The 14,666-nt window shown below is 62.2% G+C and carries 10 protein-coding genes; 5 read left to right on the plus strand and 5 right to left on the minus strand.

The genetic code is table 11. The features are described from left to right. Positions 1-132 precede the first annotated feature (132 nt). The 4 genes from NKH23_RS00085 to NKH23_RS00100 all read right to left on the minus strand — a co-directional run bounded on the left by NKH23_RS00085 (position 133) and on the right by NKH23_RS00100 (position 7,442). The gene (locus tag NKH23_RS00085; RefSeq protein WP_352915216.1) at positions 133-2,454 is read right to left on the minus strand and encodes a putative bifunctional diguanylate cyclase/phosphodiesterase; all 2,322 of its coding nucleotides are present in this window, start codon (positions 2,452-2,454) and stop codon (positions 133-135) included. Between the two features lie 152 nt (positions 2,455-2,606). Further along, entirely contained in the window at positions 2,607-6,086 is a 3,480-nt protein-coding gene (locus NKH23_RS00090) for an indolepyruvate ferredoxin oxidoreductase family protein (RefSeq protein WP_352915214.1), read from the minus strand. Positions 6,087-6,310: 224 nt separating this feature from the next. Beyond that, positions 6,311-6,841, minus strand: coding sequence for a hypothetical protein (locus tag NKH23_RS00095; protein ID WP_352717333.1), 531 nt, complete (start codon positions 6,839-6,841; stop codon positions 6,311-6,313). Then, complete coding sequence (locus NKH23_RS00100) at positions 6,834-7,442, minus strand: CGNR zinc finger domain-containing protein (protein WP_353015908.1); 609 nt, start codon at positions 7,440-7,442, stop codon at positions 6,834-6,836. The genes NKH23_RS00095 and NKH23_RS00100 overlap by 8 nt, the downstream gene beginning before the upstream one ends. A gap of 141 nt (positions 7,443-7,583) precedes the next feature. Between NKH23_RS00100 and NKH23_RS00105 the strand changes: the two genes are divergently transcribed. The 4 genes from NKH23_RS00105 to NKH23_RS00120 all read left to right on the plus strand — a co-directional run bounded on the left by NKH23_RS00105 (position 7,584) and on the right by NKH23_RS00120 (position 12,097). After that, the gene (locus NKH23_RS00105) at positions 7,584-8,489 is read left to right on the plus strand and encodes a branched-chain amino acid ABC transporter permease (RefSeq protein WP_352915209.1); all 906 of its coding nucleotides are present in this window, start codon (positions 7,584-7,586) and stop codon (positions 8,487-8,489) included. A 203-nt stretch (positions 8,490-8,692) separates the two neighbouring features. Beyond that, positions 8,693-9,277, plus strand: a complete 585-nt coding sequence (locus NKH23_RS00110) for a TRAP transporter small permease subunit (protein WP_352717329.1) — start codon at positions 8,693-8,695, stop codon at positions 9,275-9,277. Then, entirely contained in the window at positions 9,277-11,055 is a 1,779-nt protein-coding gene (locus tag NKH23_RS00115; RefSeq protein ID WP_352915253.1) for a TRAP transporter large permease, read from the plus strand. Before NKH23_RS00110 ends, NKH23_RS00115 begins: the two co-directional genes overlap by 1 nt. Positions 11,056-11,071: 16 nt before the next feature. After that, complete coding sequence (locus NKH23_RS00120; RefSeq protein WP_352915207.1) at positions 11,072-12,097, plus strand: zinc-dependent alcohol dehydrogenase family protein; 1,026 nt, start codon at positions 11,072-11,074, stop codon at positions 12,095-12,097. Between the two features lie 396 nt (positions 12,098-12,493). Here the strand turns inward: NKH23_RS00120 and NKH23_RS00125 are convergent, their stop codons facing one another. Next, positions 12,494-13,603: a TRAP transporter substrate-binding protein gene (locus tag NKH23_RS00125; protein ID WP_352492671.1), complete on the minus strand. Its 1,110-nt coding sequence runs from the start codon at positions 13,601-13,603 to the stop codon at positions 12,494-12,496. A 285-nt stretch (positions 13,604-13,888) separates the two neighbouring features. On the opposite strand from NKH23_RS00125, the gene NKH23_RS00130 reads away from it, so the two are divergent. Next, entirely contained in the window at positions 13,889-14,662 is a 774-nt protein-coding gene (locus tag NKH23_RS00130) for a gamma-glutamyl-gamma-aminobutyrate hydrolase family protein (RefSeq protein WP_352915205.1), read from the plus strand. Positions 14,663-14,666: the final 4 nt, after the last annotated feature.

Genomic DNA, 14,666 nt, shown 5'->3' on the forward strand with positions numbered 1-14,666 from the left:
ATTACCGCCACCAGCCGACACTACGGACGGGTCATGAGATGTAAAGATGAAAATAAGTAGGAGGTCGTTTACCGCTCGTTAAGGTTAACAATTAATAAAATTATACTAAAATACGCGGTTTTTCAGCGCAAGTCAGCGCCGCGGCGCCTTCCTTGCGGTCTGGATGTCCTTGGCGAAGGGCCAGACGGTGCTCGACATCGTCTCGATGCCGGACGCGCTGAGTGCCGACCCGAACAGAAAGCCCTGGACCAGGTCCGGCTTGACCTGCAATGCTAGGATCTTGAGCTGTTCGAAGGTCTCGACACCTTCGACGGTAACCGAAAGTCCCAGCGGTCGCGATAGGTTGACGATGCCCTTGAGCAATTCGAGCGACCGGCTGTTCTGGGTGACGTCGATCAGGAACGAGCGATCGATCTTGATCTTGTCGAGCGGCAGTTTGTGGAGATAGCTCAGGCTCGAATAGCCGGTACCGAAATCGTCTAGTGCAATACGCACGCCGAGCCGCTTCAATTCCTCGATATATTGGCGTGTCAGCGACTTGTCGTCGAGCAGCGCCGTCTCGGTGACTTCGATCTCGAGGCGGCCGGCCGGCAGACCGGAACCGGCAAGCGCCTCGCGAACCTTCTGGATAACGTCGCGGTTACGAAAATCCTTGGCCGAGAGATTGACCGATACGCTGGTCTGGGATGGCCATTTGGCGCATTCGGTGCACGCCGCATGCAGGACGAAAGTGCTGATGTCGGAAATGATGCCCATTTCCTCCGCCAGAGGAATGAAGATACCGGGAGAGATCGGCCCGAGATCGGGATGATCCCAGCGGCACAGCGCCTCGCAACTGGCGATACGCATCGTGCTCATCGCCACGATCGGCTGATAGACCACCCGTAATTCCTTGTTTTCCACGGCGCTGCGCAAATCCGCCTTCATCAGCTGACGGCTGCGAAAGGCAGCATCCATGGAGGCCTCGAACAGCCGCCAACCGTTCTTGCCAAGCTCCTTGGCCTTGTAGAGTGCAAGGTCGGCCTTGACGATCATGGCGTCAACGTCGGTATCCTTGACCCGCGACAGCACCGCGCCGCCGCTGGCCTGGATGCGTAATCCGTGGCCGGCGACATCGACCTCGCCCTGTAGATTGACAAAGATCTCATCAACCTGGCCGTTCAGGTGGCTTTCATCCTCGACACGCTCGAAGAAGATCATGAACTCGTCGCCGCCGAAGCGGCTGACGGTGATGCCTGGCCCAGCGACTGCCGCCAGCCGCTCGGCAACGGCGTAGATCAATCCGTCGCCGACCGGATGGCCGAGCGTGTCGTTGACGCTCTTGAAATCATCGAGATCGAGCACCACCAGCCCGCAGAGACGGTCGGGATCCCCTGAGGCCATGGCTTCCACCACCAACTCGTGGAAGTAGGCGCGGTTGGGCAGGCCGGTGAGACTGTCGTAGCGCGCCATGAAGCGGATCTTGTCTTCCGCCTCGACCCGGGCGGTCACATCTTCGAAAGTGACGACGCCCAGTTCCTGGCTGCCTTCCCGGGCAGAAAATTCATAGTGCTGGCCGTTGGCGAGCGAGACCAGGACCTTGCGGTCGCGGCCCTCGCGCAACGCACGCGTCAGCTGGGCTTCGATGTAACGGCAATCCTTCGGCGCCAACATGCCGCCTGCAGCGCCGCGCATCAGCAGACCGTGGATGGAGCGGCCTAGCAGCGCATCGGGCGATTTGAGCGACATCAGGTGCGCGGCTTCGGCATTGGCCACCGCCACCCGGCCGTCGGGACCAAGCATGACAAGGCCATGTGACATGGTGTTGAGCGCGCGGTTGAAACGCTGCGCGATGCGGTTCGCCTTCTTTTCCTCCGACAAGGCGGTAAACAGGACCTCGCGGACGATGTCGGCGAACCGCTTGATCGCAAACAGAAAGGGGGCCGACATCAGACCGAGGATGATGTGGTAGATATCGCCGCGCAGGATAAAGCCAAGCGATATGGGCCATGTGGTGGTTATGATAAAAATCATAACCATGCGCGGCGAACCATAATTGCGGCCGGCAATCGACGTGACCGATGCCAACGTGACGCAGACAGAGGCTATTTCGGCATAGTTGTCGTGGCTGTCATTTGCCAGATAGATACTGACGAAACAGAATGCGCCAAGCATGAAACCATGCATCGAACCAAAAATTATGTAATCGTTTTCACGATTGTGCGCTTCCTCCCATGTCGTGGGGGAAGGAAGTCGCCCGTATTTCCGGATGTTGCGAAGGCGCAGAGTACCGACAATGATGAGCCCAGCGGCAACTAGAAGATACGCCAAGTCCATGGTCTTCCAATAGACCAGAATGACGAGGAGTGTCTGCGCAACAAGGCCGATCGACAGCGTGAACCCGTCGCGAAACAGAGTTTCCACGAACGGAATGTAAACGTCGACCGGAATCTCGTTTTTTCGTCTCAGATTCACGCCTGGATCCCAACCCTGGGGAACCCAGCAGTGTCACATTGGCCTTAAGAAAGGTTTAGAGCGGCGTTTCGAGCCCTGCCGGCATCCATTGGTGACGCTGCGGAAACAGGGAAACTACAGTTCAGGTAAACAAGGCGTATCACGGTGCGGAATCATTCGGCGGCTTGAAGCTGCGGCCGCAGCGGCGCCGTCGAAAGGCGGTCGAGCAGACGCTGGCGTTCGCCGGCGGCTTTTTCGGCACTGGCCCGCTTGACGTGGCCAAAGCCGCGGATGAGCGCCGGTACCGAAACAAGCGCGGCAGCGGCCTCGATCTTGCCCGGCGCCAGCGCGCCGGCGACAAGCTCCAGGTCGGCTTCATAGAGGGCAAGAAGCTGCCGCTCCATACGCCTCTCGGCGCTGTAGCCGAACAGGTCGAAAGCGGTGCCGCGCAGGCCCTTCATCGCCGCCAGCAGGCGGAACCCGTTCATCATCCACGGGCCAAAGCTCGATTTCCTCGGGCTGCCGTCACTGCCGCGCCTGCCCATGATCGGCGGTGCGAGATGGAATTCGAGCTTGTCGTAGCTCTGGAAATGCTTTGCGAGCTCTGCGGCAAAGGAGCTGTCCGTATAAAGCCGCGCCACCTCGTATTCGTCCTTGATCGCCATCAGCTTGAACAGGTTCTTTGCGGCAGCCTCGGTCACCACGGTCGACCCAGGCACAGCATTGGTTTCGGCCTTGCGCAGCGCCGCCAGTCTGTCGGCATAGCGCTTGCCATAGGCGGCGTTCTGATAGGCGGTCAGGAAGGCGACGCGGCGAGCAATCATATTGTCCAGCGTCTCGGCAATGGCGGCATGCTGCGTGGCCTTGCCCGGCTGGGCGAGAAGGCTGCGGACGAAATCCGGCTGGTGGGCGGCGCGGCGGCCCCAGCGAAATGCCGCGACATTCATCGCCACCGCCTCGCCGTTGAGCTCGATCGCCTTCTCGACCGCCTCCGCCGACAGCGGCAAGCCGCCGTGCTGGAAGGCGAAGCCGAGCATGAACATGTTGGCGCCAAGCGAGCTGCCGAACAGCGCGGTGGCGGTGCGGGTGGCGTCGAAGAAATGCGCCCTGTCGTCGCCCGCGGCAGTTCTTATCGCTTTCTTCAGCCGCTCGACGGGCAGCGTGAAATCGGCCGAACGGGCGAACTCGCCCGGCATGATCTCGGCGGTGTTGGCGAGGAAGATGGTATGGCCTTCGCGCACCGCGGCCAGCACCTTCTTGGCACCCGAAACGACGAGATCGCAGCCAAGCACGAGGTCGGCCTTGCCGGCCGATACGCGAATGGCGTGGATGTCGTCCGGCGTGCGGGCGATGCGGACATGGGTGAACACGGAGCCGCCCTTCTGGGCGAGGCCGGCCATGTCGATCATGCCGCAGCCCTTGCCTTCCAGGTGCGCGGCCATGCCGAGCACTGCACCTATGGTGACGACGCCGGTGCCGCCGACACCGTCTATGATCGCCGCCCAGCCTTGTTCACCGAGCGTAAATTGCGCCGGCGCCGGCACCCCCGCGAGCGGGTCGGCCGCGCCGGCTATGCCTTCAGCTTTCCTGATTTTGGCGCCGTGGACGGTGACGAAGGACGGGCAGAAACCATTGACGCAAGAGAAGTCCTTGTTGCAGCTCGACTGGTCGATCTTGCGCTTGCGGCCGAATTCGGTCTCGACCGGCTGGATCGAGACGCAATTCGACTGCACGCCGCAATCGCCGCAGCCTTCGCAGACCAGTTCGTTGATGAAGATGCGCTTGTCGGGATCAGGGAAGGTGCCGCGCTTGCGGCGGCGACGCTTCTCGGCGGCGCAGGTCTGGTCGTAGAGCAGCACCGAGACGCCTTTGACCGAACGCAACTCGCGCTGGACGAGATCGAGATCGTCGCGGTGGTGGATGGTGGCGCCGGCCGGAAATTCCACCTTGCCGGTATATTTGTCCGGCTCGTCGGTGACGATGGCGATGCGCTCGACGCCCTCGGCGCGCACCTGCCTGGCGATCATGTCCACCGTCAGGCCGCCCTCGTGCGGCTGACCGCCGGTCATCGCGACGGCGTCATTGTAGAGGATCTTGTAGGTGATGTTGGCGTCGGTCGACAGCGCGAAACGGATCGCCAGCACACCCGAGTGGTTGTAGGTGCCATCGCCCAGATTCTGGAAGATGTGCTCGCGCTTCGAGAACGGCGCCTGGCCGACCCACTGCGCGCCCTCGCCGCCCATGGCGGTGAAGCCGACCGTATTGCGGTCCATCCACAGCGCCATGAAATGACAGCCGATTCCGGCGGCTGCGAGCGAGCCGTCCGGCACCTTGGTCGAGGAATTATGCGGGCAGCCGGAGCAGAAGAAGGGCGTGCGCGAGGCGATGTCTGACGTGTCGGCCAGCATCGCCTGGAACTGGCGCAACTTCGCCACCCGCGCAGCGATTTCTTCCGACGGGCCGATCGTTCGCAAAATCCTCTCGCCGAGCGCGATGGCAATATCGTTGGGGTCGAGCGCGCCTTTGGCCGGGAACAGCCAGTCGCCGCGCTCGTCCTTCTTGCCGACGATGACCGGCTGCGTCGCGGTGCCGTAAAGGTTCTCGCGCAGTTGCACCTCGATCAGCGAGCGTTTCTCCTCGACGACGACGATGGTGTCGAGGCCGCGAGCAAAGTCGGCGATGTGCTGCAGGTCGAGCGGCCACGGACAGCCGACCTTGAACAGCCTGATACCGATACGATTGGCGGCCGCTTCATCGATGCCGATGTCTTCCAGTGCCTGGCGAACGTCGAGATAACTTTTGCCGATGGTGACGATGCCAAGCTTCGGGCTGCTGCCGCCCGAATAGACGATCCGGTTCAGCCCATTGGCGTGGATGAAGCCCGAAGCCGCGGCGCGCTTGTATTCATGCAACCGCTCTTCCTGACCGAGCATGTCGATCTCATTACGGATGTTGAGGCCGCCGGGCGGCATGTCGAAGTCCGGGATGACGATATCTAGCCGGTCGAGCGCGGCATCGACCGAGGCCGTCGATTCGATGTTGTCCTTGACGCATTTGATCGCCGCCCAGGTGCCGGCAAAGCGGGACATGGCAAAGCCGTAGAGGCCGTAGTCGATTATCTCCTGGACGCCGGCCGGATTGAGGATCGGCACCATGGTGTCGACGAACAGAAACTCGGTGGCATGCGCGTTGGTTGAGGATTCGGCCATGTGGTCGTCACCCATCAGGGCTAACACGCCGCCATGTTTCGACGAACCGGCGAGATTGGCGTGGCGGAACACGTCGCCGGAGCGGTCGACGCCCGGACCCTTGCCGTACCAGACCGAAAAAACGCCGTCATGGGTGCCCTCGCCCAGCAATTCGGCCTGCTGCGAGCCCCAGCAGGCGGTGGCGGCGAGCTCCTCGTTGAGACCGGGCTGGAAGACGATGTCCGACTGAGCGAGCTGGTTCCTGGCCTTCCACAGCTGCATGTCGAGGCCGCCGAGCGGCGAGCCGCGATAACCGGAGACGAAACCGGCGGTGTTCAGGCCAGCCCGGCGGTCGCGCTCGCGCTGCATCAGAAGCATGCGGATGACTGCCTGGGCACCCGACAGGAAGATGCGCTCCTTTGCCAGGTCGAACTTGTCGTCGAGCGCGACATTGTGCAGCGTCATCAGGCATTTCCTGTGCGGAGGCCGCGCCTGGAGGTGCGCGGCCAACGTCGGAGTCGAGTGCCCACAGTCTTTCTTCCCTTGCCGGGGAGGTCAAACAAAATCGAAGGTGCCAGGCGGTCCGCAACAAACGATCCGTGCGCGGCCGTGTGGCGCCACGAAACGCCTGTCGGGCAGGATGGCCGAGCACGAAAATTCCGGCGGCGGTCGGTGCCGCTGGTGTCGCATCATGCAGCCTTTGGGCAACTGGGCTTCGGTTCGCCGGGCAGCTTGCCGTCGACATGGCCGGCCAAGTCCTTGTTGAGCTCGTAGACTGGCCCGACCACCAGAGGCCGGTCGGGCAAGACCGACTGGTCGAGCGAGGACGTCAGAGTGGTCTCGAAACTCTGCAGCAACTTGCCGCTGGAATCCTCGATGCGGATCGACACCGCATAGGGCTTGTCCTTGACGACACAAGTGAGTGGCGGACTGGTGAGCGTCACATGCGGCAGCTTCGGCCATATTTTCTGGGTGACGATGATCGGATCACCACCGGCCGGGTTCTGGAAGGAGACCACAGCGACCTGCCCCTCACCCACCGGCCGCAGCGGATTGAGGGTGATGACATAGGTGGCGATACCCAGCCGGTAATTGAACTCGAACAGCTTCCCGGAAATGGCGAACAGCTGGTCCTTGCCGGAATCACGGCAGGCGCCGAGCGCGGCCGCCGCGAACAACGCCGCGACGACAATCATCGCGCGCGAGAATCTTTTAGACATTGGTGACCTCCCTGGCCGCGGTCCGGCGGCGATAGTATCGGTTTGCCTTCTGTCGGTTGCCGCACACCGCCATGTCGCACCAGAGGCGGCTGGAATTGCGGCTTTTATCGACAAACAGCCAGCTGCAGTTGGGACATATCCGCAGCCTGGCGATTGTGTCGCCGCGCAGCAGCGACAGCGCCGAGACCGCGAGCGCCGCCTCGAAGGCAATCGGCGTCGCCGGATCACCGAACGGTTTTCCAGGCGTGCCGATTTCGGTGCGGCTATGGGCGAGGCCATCGGCGCAGGCTTCCAGGAATTTTGGCATATCGCCGGTCGCGATCGCATCTTTCGACACCGCGCCGCGAAACAGCCGATCGGTCGTCTCGCGAATCGACAGCACCACCGGTGCGATTTTTTCAGGCGCCGGCGCAACGAGCCGCCTGCCGCCGAGCTCGGCGGCGCGAAAGCCGCTCGCCGCTTCTGCAAAGCGGGCGATCTCGGCCGGATCGTCGAAACGGTCGAAGGTTTTCTCCGGATCGTTCCGCAAAACGACGGTGTTCGCCGTGTCGAGCGCAAGCATGCCACCGGTGAAGCGGTGCGGAGTCCAGGATACTGTCATACGGCGAAATCTAACCGATAAATCGCGTTTGACAAGTTAGATTCCGGGTGCAACGCTCCTCACTGAGGCGATCGCCGTATTGAGAATGTCGTTCGTCCCAAACCTCTGCCCCGATTGCGGGGCATGCATCGAGGGTCTTGCATGCTCTATTTCTTCCAGCAGGTTCTGAACGGGCTGCATTCGGGCGCGCTCTATGCATTGCTTGCCTTCGGCTACGTGCTGACCAACGGCATCCTGCACCGCACCAATCTTGCCTATGGCGCGCTGTTCGCCTTTTGCGGGCATACGATGATCCTCACCGCGGCGTTCGGCTATCAGGCCCTGTGGCTGACGCTGTTTGCATCGGTCGCGCTCGGCGTAGCGGCGGCATTCCTTTATGCGGCGCTGCTCAGCCATGTCCTGTCGCGAAGCATCTTCGAACCGCTGGCCGACCGCTCGCCTAACGCCATCGTGGTGACGACGCTCGGCATATTGCTGGTCTTGTCGGAAGCCAGCCGCATCGCCGCCGATACCCATGACCTATGGTTGCCGCCAATGCTGGCCCAGACCATCGTCTTCGCGCAGAATGCCAGCTTCAAGGCGACGTTGACGCTGATCCAATTGCTCGATTGCGCCGCCGTGCTGGCGGCTATTGCGCTGGCTGCGTGGGGGTTCACACATTCCAGCTTCGGCCGAAGCTGGCGTGCCGTATCCGACGATCCAAAGGCCGCTGCGATGTGCGGTGTCGATGTCCGCGTGGTGTCTCGGCGTGCGGTGCTTTTCGGCGGCCTTTGCGCGGCACTGGCTGGCGTGCTCGCCGCCTTCTACTACGGAAACATCAGCTTCGGCACAGGGTTGGTCTACGGGTTGAAGATCCTGTTCGTGACCGCAGTGGGCGGCTATCTCTCGCCGCTGCGGGCGGCACTGGGCGCAGCCGCCTTCGGCATGGCCGAATCGCTATGGGCCGGCTATTTTCCGCTCGAATGGCGGGACGGCTGGATGTACCTGTTCCTCGTCGCCATGCTTGTGCTGATCGGCGCCGGCCGCGACCAACAGAAGATCGCCTGAGCCGCATCCGACTTTGGTTGGATGAAGAGCCGCATGTCCTTGGACATGCAAAGGACGCGGCAGCATTTTGCCGAACGTCACCTCACAACTGTGTTTATGCGGGCTGTCCCATGTTGACCCGCCGAACCACGCACTGCATACCGTTGGTCCACAGCGACGCGACGGACAGGGAACCGGCGTGCTCTGACACAAGGGAGGAATGCATGGCAGGGCTTCTCGCTCTTTCCAGAACCATTGACCGTTTGAACGAATTCATCGGCAAATGGGTTTCGTGGCTGATCCTGCTGGCAATCCTGGTAAGCGCCGCCAACGCTGTCATCCGCAAGATGTTCGACATGTCCTCGAACGCCTGGCTGGAATTGCAATGGTATCTGTTCGGCGCCGCCTTCATGCTGGCCGCCGCCTACACGCTGAAGCAGAACGACCATATCCGCATCGATATCGTCTACGGCATGTTCTCGCGCCGCGTGCAGCACTGGATTGACCTTTTCGGTCACGTCTTCTTCCTGATGCCGTTCGTGACGTTGATGGTGGTCTATTTCGTTCCTTATGTGTCGCTATCGTATCGCAGCGGCGAGATGTCGAACAATTCCGGCGGGCTGATCATCTGGCCGGCTAAGGCGATCCTGCTGGTCGGCTTTTTCCTGCTCGCGCTGCAGGGCATTTCCGAAATCATCAAGAAAATCGCCATTATGCGCGGTCATATGGACGATCCCACTCCGTTCATATCGGTGCATGAACAGGCTGAACTCGAAGCAAAGGCGCTCGTCGAAGAGGTGCGCTCGTGATCGAGTTCATCGCCCAGAACATGGCGCCGATCATGTTCGCCTCGCTGATCGTCTTCCTGCTGATCGGCTATCCCGTCGCCTTCTCGCTTGCCGCCAACGGCCTGATGTTCTTCTTCATCGGCGTACTGCTGTCGCCCTATTCGGGCGGCTCGATCAACCTTGCTTGGCCGTTGCTGCACGCGTTGCCGGATAATTTCTATGGCAGCCGGGTGATGTCGAACGATACGCTGCTGGCGATCCCGTTCTTCACCTTCATGGGCATCGTGCTCGAACGATCCGGCATGGCTGAAGACCTGCTCGACACGATCGGCCAGTTGTTCGGACCGGTCCGTGGTGGCCTGGCCTATGCCGTGATTTTCGTCGGCGCGCTGCTCGCCGCGACGACCGGCGTGGTGGCAGCTTCCGTCATCGCCATGGGTCTGATTTCGCTGCCGATCATGCTGCGCTACGGCTACGACCGCCGGCTGGCATCCGGCGTCATTGCCGCGTCCGGGACGCTCGCCCAGATCATCCCGCCGTCACTGGTGCTGATCGTCCTGGCCGACCAGCTCGGCCGCTCGGTCGGCGATATGTACAAGGGAGCGCTGATCCCCGGGCTCATTTTGACCGGCATCTACATGCTCTACATCCTGCTCATGTCGATCTTCCGGCCGAAGTCGATGCCGGCCCTGCCGCTGGAGGCCCGCACGCTCGGCCACGGTGTGCTGTCGCTGCTGGCGGCGCTGCTGGCGGCGGTGGTGGTTTCCTATGCGGCGTATCGCTACCTTGCGCCGAACCATGGCGGCAACGCCGATATCCTCGGCGCCAGTATTGGCGTCATCTTCATCTATGTCGTGGCGATCATCGACCAGCGCCTGAAGATCAACCTGATGTCCAGGCTTGCGCAGCAGGTGATCATCGTGCTGATCCCGCCGCTGGCGCTGATCTTCCTGGTGCTGGGCACCATCTTCCTTGGCATCGCCACGCCGACGGAAGGCGGCGCCATGGGCGCCGTCGGCGCGCTGGCAATGGCGGCGATGAAGGGGCGGCTGTCGCTCGACGTGGTCAAGCAGGCGCTGGCCTCGACGACCAGGCTGTCGTCCTTCGTTCTGTTCATCCTGATCGGCGCGCGGGTGTTCTCGCTGACCTTCTACGGCGTCAATGGCCACATCTGGGTCGAGCACCTATTGACGTCGCTGCCGGGCGGCGAAGTCGGTTTCCTGATTGGCGTCAACATCCTCGTCTTCGTGCTCGCCTTCTTCCTCGACTTTTTCGAGCTTGCCTTCATCATCGTGCCGCTTTTGGCGCCAGCGGCTGACAAGCTCGGCATCGACCTGATCTGGTTCGGCGTGCTTTTAGGCGTCAACATGCAGACCTCCTTCATGCATCCACCCTTCGGCTTCGCGCTGTTTTATCTGCGCTCGGTCGCCGCGCGCGTGCCCTATCTCGACCGGCTCAGCGGCAAGCAGATCGCGCCGGTCACCACAGGGCAGATCTATTGGGGCGCGGTGCCGTTCGTCTGCATCCAGGTGATCATGATCGGCCTGACCATCGCCTTCCCGCAGATGGTGATGCACTATAAAGGCACCGTCGTCGATCCGGGCACCATCAACTACCAGGTGCCGGAAACGCCTGGCATCGGCTTGTCGCCGCTTGGCACGCCGCCGGCCAACGGCGGCACTGCCCCGGCCTCACCTTCCACACCGGATTTGTCGCAGCCGCCGAGCTTCGACGAAAAACCGCCCGCGAAACCGGCGGCCCCGGCAATCGATCTGTCGCAGCCACCGAGTTTCAATTGAAGAAGGCCCGGCAGCCATGAAGGCGGTGCGACTGGAGCGAGTGGGGGGCCTCGCCGTGTGCGAGGTCGAGAAACCGACCGCCGGGCCGGGCGAGCTGCTGGTGCGGATTGAGGCGTGCGGCGTCTGCGGCACCGACAGGCATCTTTTCCATGGTGAATTCCCGTGCACGCCGCCGGTGACGCTCGGGCATGAATTCTCCGGCATCGTCGAGGCGATCGGACCTGCCGTATCCGGCTTTTCCGTCGGCGACCGCGTCACCGGCGATCCTAACATCGCCTGCGGCCGGTGCGCGCATTGCCAGGCCGGCCGGGTCAATCTCTGCGGCAATTTGCGCGCCATCGGCATCCATCGCGATGGTGGCTTTGCCGAATATCTTGTCCTGCCGCAGAAACAGGCCTTCGTTTTGCCAGGCAATCTGGCGCCGACGCATGGCGCGTTCTGCGAGCCGCTCGGCTGCTGCCTGCATGGCGTGGACCTTGCCGCGATCAAACCGGGCTCGTCGGTCGCGGTGCTCGGCGGCGGCGTGATCGGCCTGCTCACCGTTCAGCTGGCAAAGCTCGCCGGTGCGACGACCATCATCTTGTCGACGCGTCAGGCCTCGCGGCGGGCTCTTGCCGAGCAACTGGGCGCAACGGCGACGGTCGATCCCGGTGCTTCCGACGTCATCGACGCGATCGTCGGCCGGTCGGGTTTGATGCCGGGCGGCGTCGACGTGGTGTTCGAATGCGCCGGCGTGAAAGACACCGTCGAGCAGTCGATGCGGCTGGCCAAAGCGGGCGGCACAATTGTCGTCGTCGGCGTGATGCCGCAAGGCATGAAAGCGGCGTTCGAACCGTTCGACCTGCTGTTCCGCGAGTTGAAGGTCCTGGGCTCCTTCCTCAATCCCTTTACCCATCGCCGGGCCGCCGATCTTATCGCCTCGGGGGCGATCGAGGTAGACCGGCTGATATCGCGACAAGTCAGCCTCGACGAGGCGGTGGCGATCATTGCCAACCCGCCGGCGCCAGGCGAGGTCAAAGTCCTGGTTGTGCCTCAGGGCTGATCCATCGGGCCAGTTGCCACCGGCAGGCTTCGCGGTTCTGCGTGGCATCGATGGCTTCATCCTCAATCTGATAAAGCCCGGCTGATGAAGCCGGGGAAAGGCGACCCCTCCAACTCTGCCTATGCCGACGCCGGCCTGCAAACCGGGTGAGGTCCAGCAACTGATGCGTGGCCGCATCAAGTCGACTGGGTTCTATTGCCTTACGCCGGGTGGGAATACTGGGGGAAGTCAGTGCGTCCGAGGCTGACAGGGAAGGAACGCGAGGCGTGCTCAGGGTCCTTTTGACAAGAACCACGTCTTCCTGGGGCGGAATGCATTCAAATAAAACCGGGCATCCGCTTTGTTTTAGCCCATTTCTGCGACGCTGAGTGGAGCCACTCGGCGTCGCAGAATGTTCTAGAGCTTGCTGTTGCGCTGCTGGACCATCATGAAGGTGTCGTAGTTGTACTCGGCCACCTGCGCCCAGAGATAATGCTCCTTGCGGAACGCCTTGATCGAGTCCCAGATCTTCTTGAACGGCGCGTTCGAGGCTTCCATCTCGGCATAGACTTCGTTGGCCTTTTCGAAACAGGCGGCCATGATCTCCTGGCTGAACGGGCTCAACTTGGCCCCGCCGGCAACCAGCCGCTTAACCGCCGCCGGATTGAGATAGTCGTATTTCTGCAGCATGTTGGCGTCGGCCGCTTGAGCGGCAGTATGCACCAGCGACTTGTAAGCCGGCGAAAGTTCGTCGTATTTCGCCTTGTTGAACATCAGGTGGACAGTCGGTCCACCTTCCCACCAGCCGGGATAGTAGTAATAGGGCGCAACCTTGTAGAAGCCGAGCTTCTCGTCGTCGTAGGGGCCGACCCATTCGGCGGCATCGATCGTGCCTTTTTCCAGCGCCGGATAAATGTCGCCACCGGCGATCTGCTGCGGAACCACGCCGAGCCTTTGCACCACTTTGCCGGCAAAACCACCGATACGCATCTTGAGGCCGGAAAGGTCGGCGACCGTTTTGATCTCCTTGCGGAACCAGCCACCCATCTGCACGCCGGTATTGCCGCCCGGCAGCCCGAACAGACCCTGCGTCGCCAGGAACTCGTTGAACAGATCGATGCCGCCGCCATGATAGTGCCAGGCGTTGATGCCGCGCGCATTGAGCGAAAACGGAACCGCCGCTCCCAGCGCCCAGGTCGGGTCCTTGCCCCAGTAATAGTATGCCACCGTATGGCAGGCCTCGACGGTGCCGGCAGTGGTGGCATCGGCGGCCTGCAGGCCGGGAACGAGTTCGCCGGCGGCGAAGACCTGGACCTGGAAGTTGCCGTCGGTCGCCTCCGACAGCATCTTGGAAAACACTTCGGCGCCACCATAGATCGTATCGAGCGACTTCGGGAAGGACGACGCCAGCCGCCAGGTCACTTTCGGATTGGACTGGGCGATGGCCGGCGCGGCAAGTGTCGCGGCAGCGGCCGCGGCGCCAACGCCGGCGGTGCCGGCCTTGCGGATGAACGAACGACGATCCATGAAGTTCCTCCCTTTTGGATCCACTGACCGACATTCGGGACGCTTCGGCGCCCGGATCGGCTTCGAGCCCGACAATACACAGGCAAGGAGTCGAGTCCAGCGCGGCAGCCCGGTTTGAGTGGCGCATTTCGGGGAAATTCACGGCGTTGGGGCAGATCTTGCAACTATAGTCTAAGGTCGATTAACTGGCCTACGCGACACGCCGAAACTTGCCATGGAAATGCGCCTTCGGATCGCCTATTTTGCAGGCAGATAATTCGCTGCACCCGATGGGATCCGGACCAAATGCACCAGCCGCTCGTCGCCATATCGACAGACGTCCGCCAGTTCGACAATTACACCTGGCATGCCGCGCCGCAGCAATATCTTGAAGCGGCGCTTTCGGGGGCAGGCGTATTCCCGCTGCTGGTGCCGTCCTTCGGCGACCGGCTCGACTTCGACGAACTGCTTTCCTCCGTCGACGGCGTCATGGTCACCGGTTCCAAGTCGAACGTTCATCCCTCGCTCTATGGCGGTGACGCCAGCGAAGCCAATGGTCCCTACGACCCCGCCCGCGACGCCACCACGCTGCCGCTGATCCGCCGGGCGGTGGAGCGCGGGGTGCCATTGCTCGCCATCTGCCGCGGCATCCAGGAGATGAATGTGGCACTGGGCGGCACGCTGGCCACCGAAATCCAGGAACGCGCCGGTTCGCTCGATCATCGTGCGCCGGCGAGCGACAATCAGGACGAGCGCTTCGCCATCCGTCAGAGCGTGTCGATAAAACCCGGCAGCTGCCTGGCCGGGGTCTTCGGCGCCGGCGACATCATGGTCAATTCGGTGCATCGCCAGGCGGTCGACCGGCTTGGCCCGAAGCTGCAGGTCGAAGCGGTCGCCGCCGACGGCACAGTCGAGGCGGTTTCGGTGCGCGATGCACGGGCTTTCGCCGTCGGCGTCCAGTGGCATCCCGAATACTGGGTCAAATCGGACAGCATCTCGGTAAAGATATTTCGCGCATTCGGCGATGCGGTGCGCCTGCATCAGGCGGCGAAATCGGGCGCGCGCGCCGCGGCGGAATAGTCCT

It is taken from the genome of Mesorhizobium sp. M1328 (genome assembly GCF_040318075.1).
Taxonomy (GTDB): Bacteria; Pseudomonadota; Alphaproteobacteria; order Rhizobiales; family Rhizobiaceae; genus Mesorhizobium.